19 protein-coding genes and 1 other RNA gene are annotated in these 22,757 nt (G+C 54.9%); 14 read left to right on the top strand and 6 right to left on the bottom strand.

What is annotated here, in order from left to right:
• Position 1: 1 nt before the first annotated feature.
• Positions 2–475, bottom strand: a complete 474-nt coding sequence (gene agaV, locus F8561_RS08575; protein WP_014171751.1) for a PTS N-acetylgalactosamine transporter subunit IIB — start codon at positions 473–475, stop codon at positions 2–4.
• A 19-nt stretch (positions 476–494) separates the two neighbouring features.
• On the bottom strand, positions 495–1,790 hold the full coding sequence (gene kbaZ / locus F8561_RS08570) for a tagatose-bisphosphate aldolase subunit KbaZ (RefSeq protein WP_226778019.1): 1,296 nt from the start codon (positions 1,788–1,790) through the stop codon (positions 495–497).
• A 251-nt stretch (positions 1,791–2,041) separates the two neighbouring features.
• Here kbaZ and F8561_RS08565 point away from each other — a divergent pair, with 251 nt between their 5' ends.
• Entirely contained in the window at positions 2,042–2,851 is an 810-nt protein-coding gene (locus F8561_RS08565) for a DeoR family transcriptional regulator (protein ID WP_020883561.1), read from the top strand.
• Between the two features lie 35 nt (positions 2,852–2,886).
• Here the strand turns inward: F8561_RS08565 and garD are convergent, their stop codons facing one another.
• Complete coding sequence (gene garD / locus F8561_RS08560; protein WP_104440394.1) at positions 2,887–4,458, bottom strand: galactarate dehydratase; 1,572 nt, start codon at positions 4,456–4,458, stop codon at positions 2,887–2,889.
• 407 nt (positions 4,459–4,865) lie between these two features.
• On the opposite strand from garD, the gene garL reads away from it, so the two are divergent.
• The 12 genes from garL to F8561_RS08500 all read left to right on the top strand — a co-directional run bounded on the left by garL (position 4,866) and on the right by F8561_RS08500 (position 19,467).
• A complete protein-coding gene (gene garL, locus F8561_RS08555; RefSeq protein WP_151887337.1) occupies positions 4,866–5,636 on the top strand; it encodes a 2-dehydro-3-deoxyglucarate aldolase in 771 nt (256 codons plus the stop codon).
• Positions 5,637–5,657: 21 nt separating this feature from the next.
• Positions 5,658–6,548 (top strand): 2-hydroxy-3-oxopropionate reductase, encoded by an 891-nt coding sequence (garR, locus tag F8561_RS08550; RefSeq protein WP_020883565.1) that lies wholly within the window; start codon positions 5,658–5,660, stop codon positions 6,546–6,548.
• Positions 6,549–6,608: 60 nt separating this feature from the next.
• On the top strand, positions 6,609–7,754 hold the full coding sequence (garK, locus tag F8561_RS08545) for a glycerate 2-kinase (RefSeq protein ID WP_151711697.1): 1,146 nt from the start codon (positions 6,609–6,611) through the stop codon (positions 7,752–7,754).
• A 32-nt stretch (positions 7,755–7,786) separates the two neighbouring features.
• Positions 7,787–8,165, top strand: an RNA gene (gene rnpB, locus F8561_RS08540) — RNase P RNA component class A.
• Between the two features lie 906 nt (positions 8,166–9,071).
• Complete coding sequence (gene tdcA, locus F8561_RS08535) at positions 9,072–9,992, top strand: transcriptional regulator TdcA (RefSeq protein WP_063156883.1); 921 nt, start codon at positions 9,072–9,074, stop codon at positions 9,990–9,992.
• Between the two features lie 116 nt (positions 9,993–10,108).
• Positions 10,109–11,098, top strand: coding sequence for a bifunctional threonine ammonia-lyase/L-serine ammonia-lyase TdcB (gene tdcB, locus F8561_RS08530; RefSeq protein WP_032679736.1), 990 nt, complete (start codon positions 10,109–10,111; stop codon positions 11,096–11,098).
• A 10-nt stretch (positions 11,099–11,108) separates the two neighbouring features.
• Positions 11,109–12,440 (top strand): threonine/serine transporter TdcC, encoded by a 1,332-nt coding sequence (gene tdcC, locus F8561_RS08525; RefSeq protein WP_014171741.1) that lies wholly within the window; start codon positions 11,109–11,111, stop codon positions 12,438–12,440.
• A gap of 30 nt (positions 12,441–12,470) precedes the next feature.
• On the top strand, positions 12,471–13,679 hold the full coding sequence (tdcD, locus tag F8561_RS08520; RefSeq protein ID WP_151887336.1) for a propionate kinase: 1,209 nt from the start codon (positions 12,471–12,473) through the stop codon (positions 13,677–13,679).
• 15 nt (positions 13,680–13,694) lie between these two features.
• Positions 13,695–15,989: a formate C-acetyltransferase gene (gene pflB, locus F8561_RS08515; RefSeq protein WP_138278321.1), complete on the top strand. Its 2,295-nt coding sequence runs from the start codon at positions 13,695–13,697 to the stop codon at positions 15,987–15,989.
• Between the two features lie 151 nt (positions 15,990–16,140).
• Entirely contained in the window at positions 16,141–16,551 is a 411-nt protein-coding gene (locus F8561_RS08510) for a Spy/CpxP family protein refolding chaperone (protein ID WP_014171738.1), read from the top strand.
• 262 nt (positions 16,552–16,813) lie between these two features.
• On the top strand, positions 16,814–18,145 hold the full coding sequence (locus tag F8561_RS08505) for an amino acid permease (RefSeq protein ID WP_025202948.1): 1,332 nt from the start codon (positions 16,814–16,816) through the stop codon (positions 18,143–18,145).
• 20 nt (positions 18,146–18,165) lie between these two features.
• Positions 18,166–19,467, top strand: coding sequence for a serine dehydratase subunit alpha family protein (locus F8561_RS08500; RefSeq protein ID WP_020883571.1), 1,302 nt, complete (start codon positions 18,166–18,168; stop codon positions 19,465–19,467).
• A gap of 42 nt (positions 19,468–19,509) precedes the next feature.
• Here F8561_RS08500 and F8561_RS08495 read toward each other — a convergent pair whose 3' ends face one another.
• A complete protein-coding gene (locus F8561_RS08495) occupies positions 19,510–20,211 on the bottom strand; it encodes a pirin family protein (protein ID WP_014171735.1) in 702 nt (233 codons plus the stop codon).
• 103 nt (positions 20,212–20,314) lie between these two features.
• On the opposite strand from F8561_RS08495, the gene F8561_RS08490 reads away from it, so the two are divergent.
• On the top strand, positions 20,315–21,217 hold the full coding sequence (locus F8561_RS08490; protein WP_014171734.1) for a LysR family transcriptional regulator: 903 nt from the start codon (positions 20,315–20,317) through the stop codon (positions 21,215–21,217).
• Positions 21,218–21,257: 40 nt separating this feature from the next.
• On the opposite strand, the gene F8561_RS08485 is transcribed toward F8561_RS08490, so the two are convergent.
• Together F8561_RS08485 and F8561_RS08480 are read right to left on the bottom strand one after the other, a co-directional pair.
• Complete coding sequence (locus tag F8561_RS08485; RefSeq protein ID WP_014171733.1) at positions 21,258–21,623, bottom strand: DUF805 domain-containing protein; 366 nt, start codon at positions 21,621–21,623, stop codon at positions 21,258–21,260.
• Between the two features lie 106 nt (positions 21,624–21,729).
• The gene (locus F8561_RS08480; RefSeq protein WP_020883573.1) at positions 21,730–22,716 is read right to left on the bottom strand and encodes a glutathione S-transferase family protein; all 987 of its coding nucleotides are present in this window, start codon (positions 22,714–22,716) and stop codon (positions 21,730–21,732) included.
• Between the last annotated feature and the right edge of the window lie 41 nt (positions 22,717–22,757).

Genomic DNA, 22,757 nt, shown 5'->3' with positions numbered 1-22,757 from the left:
CTCAGAGCAGTTTAAAGAGATCCAAAGCAGTCTCAGTCGGAACACCCTGAACGAAGCATTCCACTCCGGCGGCTTTCAGGCCGTTAAATGCGGCGATATCGTTCGCATCGACAGAGACCGTTTTGGCAATTTGTTTTTTGCCACTGGCGTAATGCAGGTTTCCTACGTTGATACGGGTGATGGGCACGCCGCCTTCGACCAGCGTCAGAAAATCCGCGGGTGATTTGCAGACCAGCAGAATTTTCTGGCGCTCGGCAGCGCGATGAATGTTGTCGATCACTTTTTGCAGCGACCAGAAACGCACGGCGATCCCTTCTGCGAGCACCATCTCCATCAGGTTTTGTTGAACCGGATCCTCAGCGACTTCATCATTAGCGACCAGCACCAGGTTGGCCCCCGCAAACCCAACCCATTGCACACCTACCTGACCGTGGATCAGGCGTTCATCGATGCGGCATAAGACAATGTTTGGCATAGCGCTTTCCTCTTTTTAATTATGCGTTTTGAGTCGTTATGCCTTCGCAGGCGGCATGGTACTGCTGGAGTATGTCCTGAATGTGGTCGAGGATGAGGTCCCGTGGTGTCGACTTGAGAGCACCCTCGCGAACTTTGCTGTACTGCAACGGCAGGTACTGGCTGATCAGCGGCAGCGGGATCGGTTCGTCTGCCAGGTTGCGTACCAGTCGCGCAAAGGCTTCGTCGATCTGGCTGTCCGGCCAGTAATAGCGCACCCGATCGGAGTAGCTATACCCGCGTGCCAGGCGTCGCGCATTGCCATCACCGTGATAATGGCTTTGCCAGTATTCGGGGCGATCGAGCATCACGTTTTCCAGGACATGACGCAGGCCCGAACAGGCTTTTGCAGGCAGCAACTCTTCTTCAATGGCGGCCAGCGAGAACAACGCTTCACGCAGGGCAAAGGTCAGTGCCGGGCCAACTTTGAGGATGGCGAAGTGATCTTTCACCAGCTGGCGCAGCGCCTGCGGTGTCTGGTAGTCGGTAGAGTGCGCTTCAAATATCAGCGTGTCGTAAGCTTCAACCATATGGCTCAGGGCGACGGCGTTTTGCGGTTGATAGTCACACACATGTGCGTGGTCAAACTCAACGCCAGGCTGAACCACCAGGCCAATAATGCGTGGCCAGATGTCGCTTAACCCTTCTTTCTCGAACGCGTGGCGGTGAGCTTCAAGGGTGGCACGCGCGGCTTCTGGGGTCGTGACGGAAAGCTCGGTGAGCGTTTCATGCGCGCCGCCCGGAACCGGCACTTCCGTACCGATGACATAGACCAGGTCAGCGACATCAGCGTGCGCCAGGCTGGTTTTCTCCGCAATTTTCGCCAGGCGCGCCGCGCGCTCGGCAACGATGGCGTCGGTTAACGGTACTGGATCGTCTTCGCAGGACATGCTGCAGTCGAGGTGGATCTTTTTAAACCCGGCAGCGACATAGCTTCTGATCAGATCTTCGGCATTCGCCATCGCCTGCCGGGCAGGCAGGTTTTGCCAGCGGTTTGGCCCTAAATGATCGCCGCCGAGGATCAGTTGCGATGTCGGGAAACCAAGGGATTCCGCCAGCTTACAGACGGACCCGTGAAAATCGGCGGGCGTCATACCGGTGTAACCGCCAAATTGATCCACCTGATTAGAGGTGGCTTCAATCAGCAGCGGCGTGTGATGCAGTTGGGCGTAACGAATTGCGGCTTCAAGTACCAGTGGATGTGCGGAACAAACGGCATAAATCCCGTTCGCATTCCCCCGTTTATGTTGTTCCACCATTTCTGTCAGATGTTTCACTTTCCTCTCCATTTCGGATGGTGATGGTTTTCATCTTTCGTTTTGTTTCATTTAATCCTGCATCATGGTGGTATAAAAATAAAACGAAAGATAATAGTTTTCCGATCTGTTTCACAAAAGAAACATAATGAAAGGTTTCAGCGACGAGAGAGTGCGCTGACTGGAAGCAGGCAGGGCTTGCATTCCCATAAAAGAAAGGCGTTAATAGACAAAACGAAATGAAACGAAAGACCATTTATTAAGGAGCTCGCATGAGCAGCACCGATTCATCCGCGGAGAAGCGCGTCACCGGCACCAGTGAAAGGCGAGAGCAGATCATTCAGCGGTTGCGGGCACAGGGAAGCGTGCAGGTTAACGATCTTTCTCATTTATATGGCGTTTCCACGGTGACGATCCGTAACGACCTGGCGTTTCTTGAGAAGCAGGGCATTGCCGTTCGTGCTTATGGTGGAGCGCTGATTTGTGAAGGCAATGCGCCTGGCACTGAACCCTCCGTGGAGGACAAAAGTTCGCTCAATACTGCAGTTAAGCGCAGTATCGCGCAGGCGGCCGCCGCGCTGGTGAAGCCGGGTCATCGCATCATTCTGGATTCCGGAACCACGACGTTTGAAATCGCCCGTATGCTGCGTCAGCACACGGATGTGATTGCCATGACCAACGGAATGAACGTGGCGAATGCATTACTGGAAGCGGAAGGGGTGGAGCTGCTGATGACCGGTGGGCACTTGCGCCGCCAGTCGCAATCCTTTTACGGCGACCAGGCAGAGCAGTCCTTACAGAATTACCACTTTGATCTGCTTTTTCTGGGGGTCGATGCCATCGACCTCGATCGCGGCGTCAGTACCCACAATGAAGATGAAGCCCGACTGAACCGGCGGATGTGCGAGGTGGCAGAGCGTATTATCGTGGTCACTGACTCCAGCAAATTTAACCGTTCGAGCCTGCATAAAATCATCGATACCCAGAGAATCGATATGATTATCGTCGATGAAGGGATTCCGCCTGAGAGCCTGGAAGGGTTGCGTAAGAGCGGAATAGATGTGGTGTTGGTGAAGGGCTAAGTTGCCCCCCTCTCTTTGGGAGAGGGGGAAAGCGGTCACGTCACCGGTGCCGGGTTAAACACCGCCAGCTGGTTATGTAATCCCCATTGATCGGAGAATGTCTTCTTACGGCCGCTTGCCACGTCCAGAATGAAGTGGAACAGCTTCCAGCCGACATCCTCAATACTCTCTTCGCCAGTGGCAATGGTGCCCGCGTTGATGTCCATTAGGTCATACCAGCGGTTTGCCAGCTCGGTACGGGTGGCCATTTTAATCACTGGTACTGCCATCAGCCCGTACGGCGTGCCGCGCCCGGTGGTAAAGACCTGTACCGTAATGCCGGACGCCACCTGCTGTGTGCCACAGACAAAGTCGCTGGCCGGGGTCGCGGCGTAAATCAGGCCGCGTCTGGTGGGGCGCTGGCCCGGGGAGAGCACTTCAACAATGGCGCTCTGGCCGGATTTGGCAATCGAGCCGAGGGCTTTTTCCACCACGTTCGCCAGACCGCCTTTTTTATTGCCCGGAGAGGGGTTGGCGCTGCGATCGGTTTGTCCCATGTCGAGATAGTTATCGTACCAGGCCATCTCCTCAAGCAGGCGTTTGCCCACCTCTTCATTGATGGCGCGTGGGGTGAGCAAATGGATGGCATCACGCACTTCGGTCACTTCGGAGAACATCACCGTGGCGCCACAGCGGACAAACAGATCCGAGGCATAGCCCACCGCCGGGTTCGCCGTGACGCCTGAAAACGCATCGCTGCCGCCGCACTGGGTGCCTATCACCAGCTCTGACGCCGGGCAGGTCTCGCGCTGGCGCTGGTTCAGTTTTTCCAGATGGCGCTCCGCCACCTGAAGGATATCGTTAACCATTGAACGGAATCCGACGTGATGCGCATCCTGTAAACGAACAATGCTGGCCTCGTCGACCGGAATGGCATTCACATCTTCGGTGCCCTGCAGCAGACGCTCTGGCTGCAGCTTTTCGCAACCCAGACCAATGACCATCACTTCGCCACCGAAATTCGGGTTCAGCGCGATGTTATGGATGGTACGAATCGGTACCACGGCCGCCGGAGCATTGATGGCCACGCCGCAGCCGTACAGATGGTTCAGACCTACCACGCCGTCGACATTCGGGTATTTCGGCAGCAGGTCGCGCTCAATGATTTTCACCACGTAATCCACCACGCCTGCCACACAGTGCACGCTGGTGGTGATACCGAGCAGATTCTTGGTGCCTACGCTGCCGTCCGCATTCCTGTACCCTTCGAATGTGTACCCTTCCAGCGGGGGCAGTGGCTCAGGAACCCGAGTGGCCAGGGGTAGCGTGTTCAGCGGCGGCGCTTCGGGTAGCTCAACCAGCGACTCCTCAATCCAGCTCCCCTGAGGAATGGCGCGAACCGCATACCCGATAACTTCGCCATACCGCACGATTTCACCGTGGGCCGGGATATCCACCAGAGCGACTTTATGCCCCTGCGGAATATGTTCAGTGAGCTCCAGCCCATCCGGGAAACGGGTGCCCGCTTTTAGACCGTTGTCGTTAACAATTATCGCCACATTATCCGTGTCGTGAACTTTGATATAGAACGCCGTCGGCGACGCTTGTCGAATTTCAATGTCGGCCATTGTTCAATATTCTCCAGCAAAATGTCTGATAGTAAATGCAGCCAGGGGATGTTTATTTTCTTATCGCAGAAATAAAGACGCGGCTTGAGTCAATAAAGAATGTCAGGAGACGAGATATCAAAATGTGATCCCGATCGCTCCTTAAACCCGGCGCAGATGCCACCCGGCCAGCAATGCCTGATTCTGTGCATCAGCGCCCATCACGTTGTGCATATGCTCAAAATATTATCAAAACACGCCGCAATGCTTGAGCATTAAAACAATGTGCTGTCATGACGTGAGGATTATACTGAATGACGATTTTATAACGCCTAAATTATGTCAGGAAATAAATATAACGCTGACGCTGCGTCTGAAAATATAAATATGAACCTGAATAAGACTGCGGAATTAAAAAGGTAAACGTGATGAATAATGATATCTTCCCGAATAAGTTTAAAGCGGCCCTCGCGGCGCACCAGGTCCAGATTGGTTGCTGGTCCGCGCTGGCAAGCCCCATCAGCACCGAAGTACTGGGCCTGGCCGGTTTCGACTGGCTGGTGCTGGACGGCGAACATGCGCCGAACGATATCAGCACCTTTATTCCGCAGTTAATGGCGCTCAAAGGGAGCCATAGCGCGCCAGTGGTTCGCGTCCCGACCAACGAGCCGGTAATCATCAAACGTCTGCTGGATATTGGGTTCTACAACTTCCTGATCCCGTTTGTGGAAACGGAAGAGGAGGCGGTGCAGGCCGTGGCGTCAACGCGTTATCCGCCGGAAGGGATCCGCGGGGTCTCCGTTTCACATCGTGCCAATATGTTTGGCACCGTCCCGGACTACTTCACACAGTCCAACAGCAACATCACCATCCTGGTACAGATTGAGAGCCAGCAGGGGGTCGATAACGTCGACGCTATCGCTGCCACCGACGGTGTGGATGGCATCTTCGTTGGCCCAAGCGATCTTGCTGCGGCATTCGGCCATCTGGGCAATGCGGGTCATCCGGAGGTGCAGCGCGCTATTCAGCACATCTTTGCCCGTGCCAACGCGCACGGCAAACCGTGCGGCATTCTGGCGCCGGTTGAGGCTGATGCCCGTCGCTATCTGGAGTGGGGCGCGACCTTCGTTGCCGTCGGTAGCGACCTCGGCGTATTCCGCTCGGCCACGCAGAAGTTAGCGGACGCCTTTAAAAAATAACCATCATTGAGGAAACGAATTATGACGCTGAAAGTGGGTTTTATTGGCCTTGGGATCATGGGTAAACCCATGAGTAAAAACCTCATCAAAGCAGGTTACTCCCTGGTGGTTGCAGACCATAATCCGCAAGCCGTGGCCGAGGTGATTGCCGCAGGCGCAGAAACCGCAGCAAACGCCAAAGCGATTGCTGAGCAGTGCGATGTCATTATCACCATGCTGCCAAACTCCCCGCATGTGAAAGAGGTGGCCCTGGGGGAGAACGGCATCATTGACGGTGCCAAACCCGGCCTGGTGGTGATTGACATGAGTTCTATCGCGCCGCTGGCAAGCCGTGAAATCAGTGAGGCGCTAAACGCGAAGGGCGTCGATATGCTGGATGCCCCGGTCAGCGGCGGAGAGCCCAAAGCCATCGACGGCACCCTGTCGGTGATGGTTGGCGGCGACAAAGCTGTTTTCGACAAATACTACGACCTGATGAAAGCCATGGCGGGATCCGTGGTGCATACCGGCGATATCGGGGCGGGTAACGTCACCAAGCTGGCAAACCAGGTGATTGTGGCGCTGAACATTGCCGCAATGTCGGAAGCGCTGACGCTGGCCACCAAAGCGGGCGTTAACCCTGATCTGGTGTATCAGGCGATCCGTGGCGGCCTGGCGGGCAGCACCGTGCTGGATGCCAAAGCGCCCATGGTGATGGATCGTAACTTCAAGCCCGGTTTTAGAATCGACCTGCACATTAAAGATCTGGCGAATGCCCTGGATACCTCCCACGGCGTGGGCGCGCAGCTGCCGCTGACCGCCGCCGTTATGGAAATGATGCAGGCCCTGCGCGCGGATGGTCTGGGCACTGCCGACCACAGCGCGATTGCGTGCTACTACGAAAAACTGGCGAAGGTGGAAGTCTCTCGCTAATAAAAACGGACGCGGGAACGCGTCCGCTATTTTTGCCGAGTGCGGTAACAGGCGACAACTATGAAAATCGTAATCGCGCCAGATTCCTGGAAAGAAAGCCTTTCTGCCTCCGGGGTTGCTCAGGCGATTGAAAAAGGATTTCGGGAAATTTTCCCCGATGCACTTTATGTTTCGGTGCCGGTTGCTGACGGCGGGGAAGGTACGGTTGACGCGATGATCGCCGCCACCCAGGGCACAGAACAGCATGCTCGGGTCACGGGCCCGTTGGGTGAACAGGTAAACGCCCGCTGGGGTATGTCCGGCGATGGCCGCACGGCATTTATTGAGATGGCCGCCGCCAGCGGTCTGGCACTGGTCCCGGCCACCCAACGTAACCCGCTCGTCACCACGTCCCGGGGGACCGGGGAGCTTATTCTCAGCGCGCTGGATAAAGGTGCCCGACATATCATTATCGGCATTGGCGGCAGTGCCACCAACGACGGCGGCGCCGGAATGATGCAGGCGCTGGGGGCCACGCTCTGCGACGCCAACGGCACTGAAATGGGTTATGGCGGCGGCAGCCTGATGACGCTCAACAGCGTCGATCTCTCCGGCCTCGACGCCAGGCTAAAAGATTGCACAATCCACGTCGCGTGCGACGTCACGAATCCGCTGGTTGGCGAGAGAGGCGCTTCCCGTATCTTTGGCCCGCAAAAAGGGGCGACAGAGGAGATGATCCTCACTCTCGACGCTAATCTCAGCCACTATGCCGATGTGATAAAAAAATCTCTGCGAATTGACGTGAAGCAGGTTCCCGGTGCGGGTGCCGCGGGAGGCATGGGGGCGGCCCTGATGGCCTTCCTCGGCGCGGAACTGAAGAGCGGTATTGAGATTGTCACCCAGGCACTTAACCTCGAAGAACATATTCACGACTGCACGCTGGTACTGACGGGCGAAGGGCGCATTGACAGCCAGAGCATTCAGGGCAAAGTGCCCGTCGGTATCGCCCGTATCGCCAAAAAATACCATAAGCCGGTGATCGGCATTGCCGGCAGTCTGACCCGGGATGTGGGGGTCGTGCATCAGTATGGCATCGACGCGGTGTTCAGCGTGTTGAGCCGCGTCGAGTCGCTGGAAGAGGCTTACCGTGGGGCGTTTGACAATATTTACCGCGCCTCGCGCAATATCGCCGCCACTTTGCAGATAGGGATGCACGCCCAAGGGTGACAGCGGGGCACAAACCCTCTATACTGCGCGCCGAAGCTGACCAGACAGTCGCCGCTTCGTCGTCGTCCCCTTTCGGGGGGAGACGGGCGGAGGGGAGGAAAGTCCGGGCTCCATAGGGCAGGGTGCCAGGTAACGCCTGGGGGGGAAACCCACGACCAGTGCAACAGAGAGCAAACCGCCGATGGCCCGCGCAAGCGGGATCAGGTAAGGGTGAAAGGGTGCGGTAAGAGCGCACCGCGCGGCTGGCAACAGTCCGTGGCACGGTAAACTCCACCCGGAGCAAGGCCAAATAGGGGTTCACATGGTACGGCCCGTACTGAACCCGGGTAGGCTGCTTGAGCCAGTGAGCGATTGCTGGCCTAGATGAATGACTGTCCACGACAGAACCCGGCTTATCGGTCAGCTTCAACTTTTTACAAAACCCCGCTTCGGCGGGGTTTTTGCTATCTGCGCTAAATGAGATGAATGACTGTCCACTCCGCTTTCTAAGAAAGAACCCGGCTTATCGGTCAGCTTCAACTTCTTACAAAACCCCGCTACGGCGGGGTTTTTGCTATCTGCACTAAATGAGATGAATGACTGTCCACTCCGCTTTCTATGAAAGAACGCGGCTTATCGGTCAGCTTCAACTTTTTACACAACCCCGCTTCGGCGGGGTTTTTCTTTTATCGGCCTTAGAAATTGCAAGCAAGGGCCACCCGATGCATCGCTCAAACGACATCAATTATCATATTTGCGACATTAAGCACATTTCACTGCTTTCACCCCTTAATCCTCTTTTTCGCATCTGCTGGCGATCGTAATCACAAAATTTCGCGCTAAAGAATCCTGATTCTGCAGTATTGTTAATTTGTTATGAATGTTGCTTTTATGATCGTGAATGTTTTCTTATTTGATATATGTATATTGAATTCAAAAACATTTAGCTCATGAATGTGTGATGCATTCCACTGTTTCCCGAAAGTCAGCAAAATCACCGCAGACAAATTTGATAAATTGAAAGAATGTTTTAAACGAATTACGGTTATTTATTAATCTTTAATTGCCTGAAAGATAGTCTTTATCGATTTTTTTAACGCCGAAAAATTTACCTGTGTTATCGCCATAAAATAAATTTATTACTGCTCTTTTTGTTGATCAATATCAGCATTATGGCGTATTTATATTAATGTAACCCATTGATAATAAGGTGTTTTAAAGGATTATCGTTATGCTGATTAAGGGTGTGAAAAAGCAAATTGTGAGTAACAGCACATACCCCCGTTAGCCATATTGAGTAGAATCCACCCCGTCATAGGGAAATAAGCGCAGAATATTATGAACACTATTATTCTACCGAAAACACAGCACCTCGTGGTATTTCAGGAAGTCATTAAAAGTGGCTCCATTGGTTCTGCTGCAAGACAACTGGGCCTGACGCAACCTGCCGTCAGCAAAATTATCAGCGATATCGAATCTTACTTTGGCGTTGAAGTCATGGTGCGCAAAAACACCGGCGTTAAACTGACTGCGGCAGGCCAGGTATTACTCTCGTACTCTGAGTCGATCACCCGTGAGATGAAAAACATGGTGAGCGAGATTAACAGCCTCAGTTTCAGTACCGTCATGGATGTCTCCTTTGGTTACCCGTCGCTCATTGGCTTCACCTTCCTGTCCGAAATGATCAAAAAATTCAAGGAAGTGTTCCCGAAAGCGCGCGTCTCGATGTACGAAGCTCAGCTGTCCTCTTTCCTGCCGGCCATTCGCGACGGTCGGCTGGATTTTGCCATCGGCACCTTAAGTGATGAAATGCTGCTGCAGGATCTTCATGTCGAGCCGCTGTTTGAGTCTGAGTTTGTCCTGGTAGCCAACAAATCACGAACGTGCACCGGCTCGACTACACTGGCATCACTCACGGATGAACAGTGGGTGATGCCGCAAACCGATATGGGCTACTACAAAGAACTTCTGACCACTCTGCAAGACAATCACATCAGCATTGAAAACATCGTCCAGACCGATTCCGTCGTGACCATTTATAACCTTGTCCTGAATGCCGATTACCTGACGGTTATTCCCTGCGACATGATTGCGCCATTCGGTTCCGACCAGTTTATTGTACTGCCGGTGGAAGATGAATTACCCATAGCGCGTTATGCCGCCGTGTGGTCAAAAAATTACAGAATTAAGAAATCGGCGTCAGTATTAGTCGAACTGGCAAAACAATACGCGTCACTGACCAGTGAAAGACGACGATGATTAAATAACCCTCTGATAACGCGTTAACCTGTTTAAAAACACCCAGAGCTTATTTTATCCGTGCTCTGATACCCTGACTTTGCCTGAAGAAAATGAATTATTATAACGAGGATATTATGCATATTACCTACGATCTCCCGGTGACCATTGAAGATATTCAGGACGCCAGAAAAAGACTGGCAGGCAAAATATATAAAACCGGCATGCCGCGCTCAAATTATCTCAGCGAACGCTGTAAAGGTGAGATATTCCTGAAGTTTGAAAATATGCAGCGTACTGGCTCCTTCAAGATCCGCGGTGCGTTTAATAAATTAAGTTCGCTGACCGAAGCTGAAAAACGTAAAGGCGTGGTCGCCTGTTCTGCAGGCAACCACGCGCAGGGCGTGTCGCTCTCCTGTGCAATGCTCGGTATCGACGGCAAAGTGGTCATGCCGATGGGCGCGCCGAAATCTAAAGTCGCCGCCACCCGTGACTACTCGGCTGAAGTGGTGCTGCACGGCGAAAACTTCAACGACACCATCGCCAAAGTCAGCGAAATCGTGGAGCTGGAAGGGCGCATTTTTATCCCGCCGTATGACGATCCGAAAGTGATTGCCGGCCAGGGCACCATTGGCCTGGAAATTCTCGAAGATTTGTATGATGTGGATAACGTGATTGTACCCATCGGCGGTGGCGGTTTAATTGCCGGAATTGCAACGGCCATTAAATCCATCAACCCGACCATTAATATTATCGGCGTGCAGTCTGAAAACGTACATGGAATGGCCGCATCGTATCAGGCAGGAGAAATCATTAACCACCGCGTTACCGGTACATTAGCCGACGGATGTGATGTGTCTCGCCCGGGTAAATTAACCTTCGAGATTGTTCGTGAATTAGTCGATGACATTGTGCTGGTCAGCGAAGACGATATTCGTAACAGCATGATTGCCCTCATTCAGCGAAATAAAGTGGTTACAGAAGGTGCTGGCGCACTGGCCTGTGCGGCGTTATTAAGCGGCAAGCTTGATCACTATATTCAGGGGCGTAAAACCGTTTGCATTATTTCCGGCGGCAATATCGATCTCTCCCGCGTATCCCAAATTACCGGCTTCGTTGACGCATAAAGGATGACCTATGAGCAACACAGAAAGCATTATCGTTGGCCAGACAAAAACGTCCTCCTGGCGTAAGTCTGATACCACCTGGACGCTTGGCCTGTTTGGAACCGCCATTGGCGCAGGTGTGCTGTTCTTCCCGATTCGCGCAGGCTTCGGCGGCTTGATTCCTATCCTGCTGATGCTGGTTCTCGCTTTCCCGATTGCGTTTTATTGCCACCGGGCGCTGGCGCGCCTGTGTCTGTCCGGCAGTAACGTGTCTGGCAACATCACCGAAACGGTGGAAGAGCATTTTGGTAAGACCGGTGGGGTGGTGATCACGTTCCTCTACTTCTTCGCCATTTGCCCGCTGCTGTGGATTTACGGCGTCACCATTACGAACACCTTTATGACCTTCTGGGAAAACCAGCTCCAGTTGCCCGCGCTTAACCGCGGCGTAGTGGCGCTGTTCCTGCTGCTGCTGATGGCCTTTGTTATCTGGTTTGGTAAAGACCTGATGGTGAAGGTGATGAGCTTCCTGGTGTTCCCGTTTATCGCCAGCCTGGTGCTGATTTCCCTGTCGCTGATCCCTTACTGGAACTCGTCGGTGATTGACCAGGTCAATCTGAGTGATATCGCGTTTACCGGGCATGACGGCATTCTGGTGACGGTTTGGCTGGGGATCTCCATCATGGTCTTCTCCTTCAACTTCTCGCCCATCGTCTCCTCGTTTGTGGTCTCGAAACGTGAAGAGTACGAACCCGAGTTCGGTAAAGCGTTTACCGAGCAGAAATGTTCCAAAATCATCGGTCGCGCCAGCTTGCTGATGGTTGCAGTGGTGATGTTCTTCGCCTTTAGCTGCCTGTTCACGCTCTCGCCGCAGAACATGGCCGATGCCAAAGCGCAGAATATTCCCGTGCTCTCTTACCTGGCGAACCACTTTGCGACCATGTCAGGCACTAAATCAACGTTTGCCACGGTGCTGGAATACGGTGCCTCCATCATTGCGCTGGTCGCTATCTTCAAATCCTTCTTCGGCCACTATCTGGGCACGCTGGAAGGGCTGAACGGCCTGATCCTGAAGTTCGGTTATAAGGGCGATAAGAAGAAAGTCTCCGTAGGCAAACTGAACACCATCAGCATGGTGTTCATCATGGGGTCGACCTGGGTCGTTGCCTATGCTAACCCGAACATTCTCGACCTTATCGAAGCCATGGGGGCGCCAATCATTGCCTCTCTGCTGTGCCTGTTGCCGATGTATGCCATTCGTAAAGCGCCGGCAATGGCGAAATATAAGGGCAGACCCGAGAACATCTTCGTCACGGTTGTGGGCCTGCTGACCATCCTGAACATCGTCTACAAACTGTTCTAAACCCTGGCTCAGGAAGAGCGGAGTAACACCATGATTGAGTTTCCGGTTGTATTGGTTATTAACTGCGGATCGTCCTCTGTTAAGTTTTCAGTACTCGATGCCAGCAGTTGTGATGCCCTGATGACGGGCATTGCAGACGGGATTAACACTGAAAAAGCCTTTATTTCCGTGAATGGGGGTGAGCCAGCCAGACTGGCTCACCATGACTACGAAGGGGCGCTGGCAGCCATCGCCCTGGAGCTGGAGAAGCGTGACCTGATGAGCAGCGTGGCCCTGATTGGCCATCGTATTGCGCACGGCGGCGACCTCTTCAGCGAGTCGACCCTTATCACGGAACAGGTTATTGAGCAGATCCGTCAGGTTTCCTCGCTGGCGCCGCTGCATAACTACGCCAACTTAAGCGGCGTCGAGGCAGCCGAACGCCTGTTTCCGGGCATACAGCAGGTGGCGGTGTTTGACACCAGCTTCCACCAGACGCTGGCCCCGCAGGCCTATCTGTACGGGCTGCCGTACCGCTATTTTGAAGAACTTGGCGTACGGCGCTATGGCTTCCACGGGACGTCCCACCGCTACGTTGCCGGGCAGGCGCATGCCCTGCTCGGGATTTCGCCTGAGGACAGCGGGCTGGTGATTGCCCATCTCGGCAACGGGGCATCCATCTGCGCGGTACGCAATGGTGAGAGCGTGGATACCTCCATGGGCATGACGCCGCTGGAAGGGCTGATCATGGGGACCCGCTGTGGCGACGTTGATTTCGGCGCCATGGCCTGGATAGCCCAACGGACCGGACAGTCATTTGAGGATCTGGAACGCGTCGTCAATAAAGAGTCCGGCCTGCTGGGGATCTCGGGAATATCCTCCGATCTGCGAACTCTCGAAAAGGCCTGGCATGAGGGACATCAGCGGGCACAGCTGGCGATCCAGACCTTTGTTCACCGTATCGCACGGCATATTGCCGGGCACGCGGCGTCGTTACACCGCCTGGACGGTGTGGTGTTCACCGGCGGGATTGGTGAGAACTCCAGACTGATCCGCACGCTGGTGGCGGAACACCTGGCCGTCTTTGGCATCACCCTCGATGAAGCCAAAAATGCCCTGCCGGGCAGCACAGGTGAGCGTGTGATCACCACCGATTCGTCCCGCGTGGCCTGCGCGGTGATCCCAACCAACGAAGAAAAAATGATCGCGCTGGATGCCCTCCGTCTTGGGAAGGTCACTCCGGCTGCGGCTTATGCCTAACAGAGCGAGAAATTCATGAAAGTAGCAATCGATACGCGCGTTGCCCCTTACAGCGACGCATGGGCCGGGTTTCGCGGTGAAGAATGGAAAGACACCGTCAACGTGCGCGATTTTATTCAGCATAACTATACCCCTTATGAAGGCGACGAAACTTTCCTCGCGCAGGCGACGCCAGCAACGACGGCGCTCTGGGAGAAGGTAATGGTGGGCATTCGGCAGGAGAATGCCACCCATGCGCCGGTGGATTTTGACACCAACATTGCCACCACCATCACGGCCCACGGACCGGGCTATATTAACCAGCAGCTGGAGACGATCGTCGGCCTGCAAACCGATAAGCCGCTCAAACGCGCGCTGCATCCGTACGGCGGGATCAATATGATCCGCAGTTCATTCGAAGCCTATGGCCGCGAGATGGATCCGCAGTTCGAATATCTCTTTACCGAACTCCGCAAAACCCATAATCAGGGGGTCTTTGACGTTTACTCCCCCGAGATGATGCGCTGTCGTAAATCAGGCGTGCTGACCGGGCTACCGGACGGCTACGGACGCGGGCGCATCATCGGCGATTACCGCCGCGTGGCGCTGTACGGCATCCGCTATCTGGTGCACGAGCGTGAGCGCCAGTTCGCGGATCTGCAGGGCAAACTCGAACGGGGTGAAGATCTGGAGGCGACGATCCGCCTGCGTGAAGAGCTGGCGGAACACAAACGCGCACTGCTGCAGATCCAGCAGATGGCAGCGAACTATGGCTTCGATATTTCTCGCCCGGCGATGAATGCGCAGGAAGCGGTACAGTGGGTTTACTTTGCCTATCTGGCCGCGGTGAAATCCCAGAACGGCGGGGCGATGTCGCTGGGACGCACGGCCTCGTTCCTGGATATTTATCTCGAGCGCGATATGCAGGCGGGTCGCCTGAGTGAGATCCAGGCGCAGGAACTGATCGATCATTTCATCATGAAGATCCGCATGGTGCGCTTCCTGCGTACTCCGGAGTTCGACACGCTCTTCTCCGGCGATCCTGTCTGGGCCACCGAAGTGATTGGCGGAATGGGGCTGGATGGCCGCACGCTGGTCACCAAAAACAGCTTCCGTTACCTGCATACCCTGCACACGATGGGACCTGCACCGGAGCCAAACCTGACGATCCTGTGGTCCGAACAACTGCCCGTCGCATTCAAGAAGTACGCTGCACAGATGTCGATCGACACCTCGTCGCTGCAGTATGAGAACGACGACCTGATGCGCGTGGATTTCAACAGCGACGACTACGCCATTGCCTGCTGCGTCAGCCCGATGGTGATCGGCAAGCAAATGCAGTTCTTTGGCGCCCGTGCTAACCTGGCGAAAACGCTGCTGTATGCGATCAACGGCGGGGTGGATGAGAAGCTGAAGATCCAGGTCGGGCCGAAAACCGCGCCGCTGCTGGATGAGGTGCTGGATTACGACACCGTGATGGCGAGCCTGGATCACTTTATGGACTGGCTGGCGGTGCAGTACATTAGCGCGCTGAATCTCATTCATTACATGCACGATAAGTACAGCTACGAAGCCTCGCTGATGGCGCTGCACGACCGGGACGTTTACCGCACCATGGCCTGCGGTATCGCCGGGCTGTCGGTGGCGGCGGACTCGCTGTCCGCCATCAAATACGCTACGGTAAAACCCGTACGCGACCATACCGGCCTGGCGGTCGATTTTGTGATTGAAGGGGACTACCCGCAGTACGGTAACAATGATGACCGCGTGGACAGCATTGCCTGTGACCTGGTGGAACGCTTTATGAAGAAAATTCAGGCGCTGCCGACCTACCGCAACGCGGTGCCGACCCAGTCGATCCTGACCATTACGTCGAATGTGGTCTACGGCCAGAAAACCGGCAATACGCCGGACGGACGCCGCGGCGGTACGCCATTCGCACCGGGCGCGAACCCGATGCACGGACGAGACAGGAAAGGGGCGGTGGCCTCGTTAACCTCCGTCGCTAAGCTGCCGTTTACCTATGCGAAAGACGGGATCTCTTACACCTTCTCCATCGTGCCTCAGGCGCTGGGCAAGGATGAGAGAGTGCGCAAAACCAACCTTGTCGGGCTGCTGGACGGGTATTTCCACCACGAAGCGGCCATCGAGGGGGGACAGCACCTCAACGTTAACGTCATGAACCGGGAGATGCTGATGGAGGCGATTGAGCACCCGGAGAACTATCCCAACCTGACCATTCGCGTCTCAGGGTATGCGGTGCGCTTTAATGCGCTGACGCGCGAGCAGCAGCAGGACGTGATCTCAAGGACGTTTACCCAGGCACTGTGATCGTCGTCTGAAACAGGCCCCCTTTGGTTAAGGGGGCTTTTTTGTCCGCGGAACATACAAAAATGTTTATATAATTACTCACACATCTTCATCCGCTTCTGAAAAACAATGCGCCTGCTTTTTCCCTGAAACAGTATGTAAGGACAGTAAGATGATGAAAATGACCCGTATCACCCTGGTTGCTGCCTCGCTGGTGGCGTGCAGTTTTGCCGCACAGGCCGCTGACGTTGAAGCTGCCCCCTCTCCGGCGCAGGATCCGCTGGTGCAACACCTCAAGCTGAGCAACGATCAGATTAAGAAGATCGACGCGCTGCATCAGACGCTGGAACAAAATGTCAGCAAGATCCCGATGACCGGCGTGAAAGACGGTGCGCTGATCGAGATGTTCCAGACCGGGAAATGGGATGAAAGCACGGTGAAAAACCAGCTTGCCGCGTTCAGTAAAATTGAAGAGCAGACCCGCTATTACCGCGTCAAATACTACTTTGATGTCAGCCAGGTTCTGACAGCGGAGCAGCGTAAACAGGTGAAAACCGATATGGCGAACGCGCTGGCTAACTGATGACACACCCGCGCATGTCGCGGGTTTTTTATTTCTTGATCGGCATCACTTTTAGAAAAACACATCGATTATTCATCATATCAGAGTATTTATTTCTCTCGCTTGCGAAAAGCCTTATAAATATTGTGACTTTTTTCTCCCGCTCTCCACGTATGATTTGTCCATTCCAATAACACACACCTGCAGCAGTCTGGCTCATTATCGCTGGTGGTCAGAATCCCATAAAAACAACTGGTTACCCTACAAAATAAGCGAGTGCCTTATGGATACGGCAACAAACAGCAGTGTGATTGTGAACGATTCACCCGCGGCAAAGCGGGCAGGGATGAGTGAAAGCGAGTGGCAGGAGGCCATTAAATTCGACAGCACCGATACGGGCTGGGTCATCATGAGTATCGGAATGGCCATCGGCGCGGGGATTGTTTTTCTCCCGGTACAGGTGGGGCTGATGGGACTGTGGGTGTTTCTGCTTTCGTCAGTGATTGGCTATCCGGCCATGTACCTGTTTCAGCGGCTGTTTATTAACACGCTGGCAGAATCGCCGGAGTGCAAAGATTATCCAAGCGTCATCAGCGGCTACCTCGGTAAGAACTGGGGCATCTTATTAGGTGCGCTCTATTTCGTGATGCTGGTTATCTGGATGTTCGTCTACTCCACCGCCATCACCAACGACAGCGCTTCCTATTTACACACCTTCGGCGTGACGGAGGGGCTGCTCTCTGAAAATCCGTTCTACGGTCTGTTCCTGATCTGCATCCTGGTGGCGATCTCCTCCCGTGGCGAGAAACTGCTGTTTAAAGTCTCCAGCCTGATGGTGCTGACCAAGTTATTTGTGGTGGCGGCGCTCGGGTTGTCGATGATTGGCCTCTGGCATTTAGCCAACGTGGGCATGCTGCCACCCGTGGGGCTACTCATTAAAAACGCGATTATCACGTTGCCGTTTACCTTAACGTCGATTCTGTTTATTCAGACATTAAGCCCGATGGTGATCTCCTATCGTTCACGCGAAAAATCGGTTGAAGTGGCGCGCCATAAAGCGCTGCGGGCGATGAACATCGCCTTCGCGATCCTCTTCGTGACGGTCTTTTTCTACGCGGTCTCGTTCACCCTGGCAATGGGGCATGATGAGGCGGTCAAAGCCTACGAACAGAATATTTCCGCACTGGCAATTGCCGCGCAGTTTATCAGTGGCGACGGTGCCGGCTGGGTCAAAATTGTCAGCGTTATCCTGAATATTTTTGCCGTCATGACCGCGTTCTTCGGCGTGTACCTGGGCTTTCGTGAAGCGACGCAGGGCATTGTGATGAACATTCTGCGCCGCAAAATGCCGGCAGAGAAAATCAACGAAAACACCGTACAGCGCGGCATCATGCTGTTTGCCATTCTGCTGGCATGGAGCGCGATTGTGTTAAACGCGCCGGTACTGAGTTTCACCTCTATTTGCAGCCCCATCTTCGGCATGGTGGGGTGTTTGATTCCGGCGTGGCTGGTCTACAAAGTGCCGGCGCTGCACAAATATAAAGGCGTGTCGCTGGTGATCATTATCATCACCGGTCTGCTGCTGTGTGTTTCTCCTTTCCTCGCGTTTTCTTAAGGGCAAACAAGGTCGTAACGATGTCAGAGCAAACTCAATCTTTATGGAATCAATTTATTCGGGCGGTGCAGGAGGAAGTTAAACCTGCACTGGGGTGTACCGAGCCGATCTCTCTGGCGCTGGCTTGTGCGATGGCCGCGGAGCTTCTGCCGGGTGACGTCACACAGATTGAGGCGTGGGTTTCACCGAATCTGATGAAAAATGGCCTTGGCGTGACGGTACCTGGCACCGGGATGGTCGGGTTGCCGATTGCGGCGGCACTGGGGGCCATTGGCGGCAACGCGCACGCCGGACTGGAGGTACTGAAAGATGCCACTGCCGATGCGCTGGTGCGTGCCAAAGCGCTGCTGGACGCCGGCCAGGTGCAGGTCAAGCTGCAGGAGCCGTGCGATGACATCCTCTACTCCCGCGCCTGCGTTCACGCCGGACAGGCCTCGGCGATGGTGACCATCGCCGGTGGGCATACGCGGGTGGTGGAGATTGTCTGTCAGGGCGAAACCCGCTTTACGCTTGATTCTCAACCCGACGAGAGGAATGACGACCCGCTGGCGGTACTTTCAAACGCCACGCTATCGCAGATCCTTGAGTTTGTGGAGCAGGTGCCGTTTGACGCGATCCGCTTTATCCTGGCTGCCGGACAATTAAATGATGCGCTCTCCCGTGAAGGTTTAAGCGGAAAATGGGGGCTGCACATTGGCGCGACGCTCAATAAGCAGCGCGCTCGCGGATGGATAGCGCAGGACCTGGGCTCGGATATTGTCATTCGCACCAGCGCGGCCTCGGACGCCCGAATGGGCGGGGCGACGCTGCCGGCAATGAGCAATTCCGGATCGGGCAACCAGGGGATCACGGCCACCATGCCGGTTGTGGTGGTGGCGGAACATGTCCAGGCGGATGATGAACGCCTTGCCCGGGCGCTGATGCTTTCACACCTTTCGGCTATTTATATCCACGCCCAGCTTCCGCGCCTGTCGGCGCTGTGTGCGGCTACCACGGCGGCGATGGGGGCGGCGGCAGGCATGGCCTGGCTGATGGGCGGAAGCTATCAGACGCTCTCAATGGCAATCAGCAGCATGATTGGCGATGTCAGCGGGATGATCTGCGATGGCGCGTCCAACAGCTGCGCCATGAAGGTCTCAACCAGCGTCGGCAGTGCCTGGAAAGCGGTGATGATGGCGCTGGATGATTCGGCTGTAACGGGCAATGAAGGGATTGTGGCGCACGATGTGGAGCAGTCGATCGCGAACCTGTGTTCGCTGGCGTGCCGCGCCATGCAGGCGACGGACCGGCAGATTATTGAGATTATGGCACGTAAAGTGTAACGGTTTCCTCTCTCCCCGCCGGGGAGAGAGGATTATCGGGTGTTAAACCGGTAAATCAATTAACAGCGCGCGCAGCGGCGAATCAGCAACCAGCGTGATATTCGCTTCGTCGCGAATAAACGCCCCGTCACCGCAGGTGAGCGCTTCTTTCTCTTCCGTATGCGTCACCGCATGCACCGTACCGTGAATCGATTGCAGATAGGCGCGCGGACCATGAAGCTGGAAGCTCGCCTGTTCCCCTTTCTTCAGTTCGATATGGTGCAACCACACCTGCTGGCGCAACTGCAGGCTGCCTTGACTGCCGTCCGGGGAGGCTATCAGCTGCTGCCTGTCGCCCGTCAAATCTAACTTCTGTACCAGCGGGTTTTCCCGCTCAGGGCAGGCATCCAGCCACAGCTGCATACGGGTCAGCGTTTTATCTTTGCTGAGGTTATGCTCGCTGTAACTGATGCCCGGCTGCGTGGAGATTAATAATGCTTCGCCGGCCTTCGCCTGGACATGATTGCCCTCGCTGTCGCGGTATTCTGCTTCGCCTTCCAGGATCAGGTTCAGGATATCGACTTTCGGGTACGTACGCGGCTGGAAGGACGCGCCTGGGGCGAGCACTTCCTGATTCAATACGCGCAATGAAGCGTAACCGAGCAGTTTAGGGTCAAAGTAGTGTCCAAAGGAAAAGGTGTAGCGGGCCTGCAGCCAACCGAAATCGGCTTGTCCGCACTGTTTAGCTGTTCTTGTCGTAATCATAAACTTGACCTCTCTTTACACTAAACAATGGTAAAGGTATGGACGCTTCATTGTTAGCCAGATATTCTGCCCGGTATGTTCAAATTTCCTGAATGAGAACGAGATGGCTAAAGAGAGAGCATTGACGCTTGAGGCGCTTCGCGTCATGGACGCAATTGATCGGCGTGGCAGTTTTGCCGCGGCGGCAGATGAACTGGGGCGCGTTCCGTCTGCGCTCAGCTATACCATGCAGAAGCTGGAGGAAGAGCTGGACGTGGTGCTCTTTGACCGCTCCGGTCATCGAACAAAATTCACTAACGTCGGACGGATGCTGCTGGAGCGTGGTCGCGTCCTGCTGGAAGCAGCGGACAAGCTGACGACGGACGCCGAAGCGCTGGCGCGCGGCTGGGAAACCCATCTGACGCTGGTGACGGAAGCGCTGGTGCCCACCGAGGCGCTGTTCCCGCTGGTGAACCGGCTGGCCGACAAAGCAAACACCCAGTTATCGATCATCACCGAGGTGCTGGCCGGGGCCTGGGAGCGACTGGAGACGGGCAGGGCGGATATCGTCATTGCCCCGGATATGCACTTCCGTTCCTCATCTGAAATCAACTCCCGCAAGCTCTACAGCGTGATGAACGTCTATGTCGCCGCACCGGATCATCCGATTCACCAGGAGCCGGAGCCGCTCTCGGAAGTGACGCGGGTGAAATACCGCGGGGTCGCGGTCGCAGACACAGCCCGCGAGCGTCCGGTGTTAACGGTGCAGTTGCTGGATAAACAACCGCGTCTGACCGTCACATCGCTTGAAGACAAACGTCAGGCGTTGCTGGCAGGCCTGGGCGTGGCAACGATGCCGTATCCGTTTGTCGAAAAAGATATTGCAGAAGGGCGGCTACGCGTGGTCAGCCCGGAGTACACCAGCGAAGTGGACATCATTATGGCGTGGCGGCGCGACAGCATGGGTGAGGCCAAATCGTGGTGCCTGCGCGAAATACCCAAGCTCTTTGCCCATCACAACAAATAAAAAATCGAGCCCGGTACGCGAAATGCCTCCGGGCTTTGTTTTATGCGTTGAGTTTTGGATCGGGCCCGAAGCGGTTTTCGCCCGGCGTGCCGGCCTGGCAGTTGAAGACCAGAATGACCAGCCAGCCCACAATCGGGATCAGCAGCAGCAGTAACCACCAGGCTGAACGATCGGTATCGTGAAGCCGTCGGAACAGTACGGCCCATGAGGGAAGCAGGACCAGCAGGCCGTAAATCGTGGTGAGAACACCTTCACCGCCGGCTCGTTCCCAGCCGAGAATTTTATCGATAATACCCAGCACCATGATGAGGATGAAGTTCACCAGAACGAACATCCAGTACTCTTTACGGCGAGCGCGGCCACCAAATCCAATGTAGTTGCGCAGTACTTTTAAATACCAGTCCATTTTCCTTGCCTCATTAGTCAGTCAATCACTTGTTTTTTAAGCGATCGAGGTAAGGATAGATGGAGATTGTGAATTAAAAAAGGGCATCAATTGATGCCCTTGATATTTATCCGAAACGCACGTCGCGACCATGCGGTTCATCCAGGTCCTGCCACGGACCCACAGAGATAATACCCGTCGGGTTGATGGTCTTATGGCTGCGGAAATAGTGGGTGCGGATATGGTTGAAATCGACCGTTTCAGCAATGCCCGGCATCTGATAAATATCGCGCAGGAAACCGTACAGGTTCAGGTAATCGCTGATGCGGTGTTTATCACACTTGAAGTGGGTGACATAAACAGGATCAAAGCGAACCAGCGTTGTCCACAGACGAATGTCTGCTTCCGTCAGGCGGTCGCCCGTCAGGTAGCGATGCTGGCCGAGGATCTGCTCAAGACGCTCCAGCGATTCAAACACTTTTCCCACCGCGTCGTCATACGCTTCCTGGCTGGTGGCAAAGCCGGCCTTGTAGACCCCGTTATTCACGTTGTCGTAAATCCAGCTGTTCAACTCATCAATCTTATCGCGCAGCTCAACCGGATAGTAATCCCCGGCGCGGGCCCCGTGGGCATCAAACGCGGTGTTGAACATGCGGATGATCTCTGCGGACTCATTGCTGACAATGGTCTGGTTTTTCTTGTCCCACAGCACGGGTACGGTCACGCGTCCGGTGTAGTGCGGATCGGCGCGCAGATAGAGCTGATAGAGAAAATCGTGGTGGTAGAGGTCATCACCGGTGGCGGCCGGGAAATCACTGTCAAACGTCCAGCCGTTTTCCAGCATCAGGGGGTTGACCACCGAAACCGGAATTAAGGATTCGAGTCCTTTCAGCTTGCGCACAATCAGCGTGCGGTGCGCCCACGGGCAGGCCAGAGAAACATAGAGATGATAACGGTCTTTCTCAGCCGCAAAGCCGCCTTCGCCGCTTGGGCCCGGTGCGCCATCGGCGGTTAGCCAGTTACGGAAGGCCGAAACAGAGCGCTTGAAGCGTCCCCCGGTGGATTTGGTGTCATACCAGACATCCTGCCAGACGCCGTCTACGAGTTGTCCCATTTTTTTCTCCTCCGTCAATAAGCAAAAGCGAGGAGATATCT

The organism is Enterobacter sp. 198, from assembly GCF_009025585.1.
Classification (GTDB): Bacteria; Pseudomonadota; Gammaproteobacteria; order Enterobacterales; family Enterobacteriaceae; genus Enterobacter; species Enterobacter ludwigii.
The sequence above is the reverse complement of the archived record's forward strand: the minus strand, read 5'-3'. Positions and strand labels throughout refer to the sequence as shown.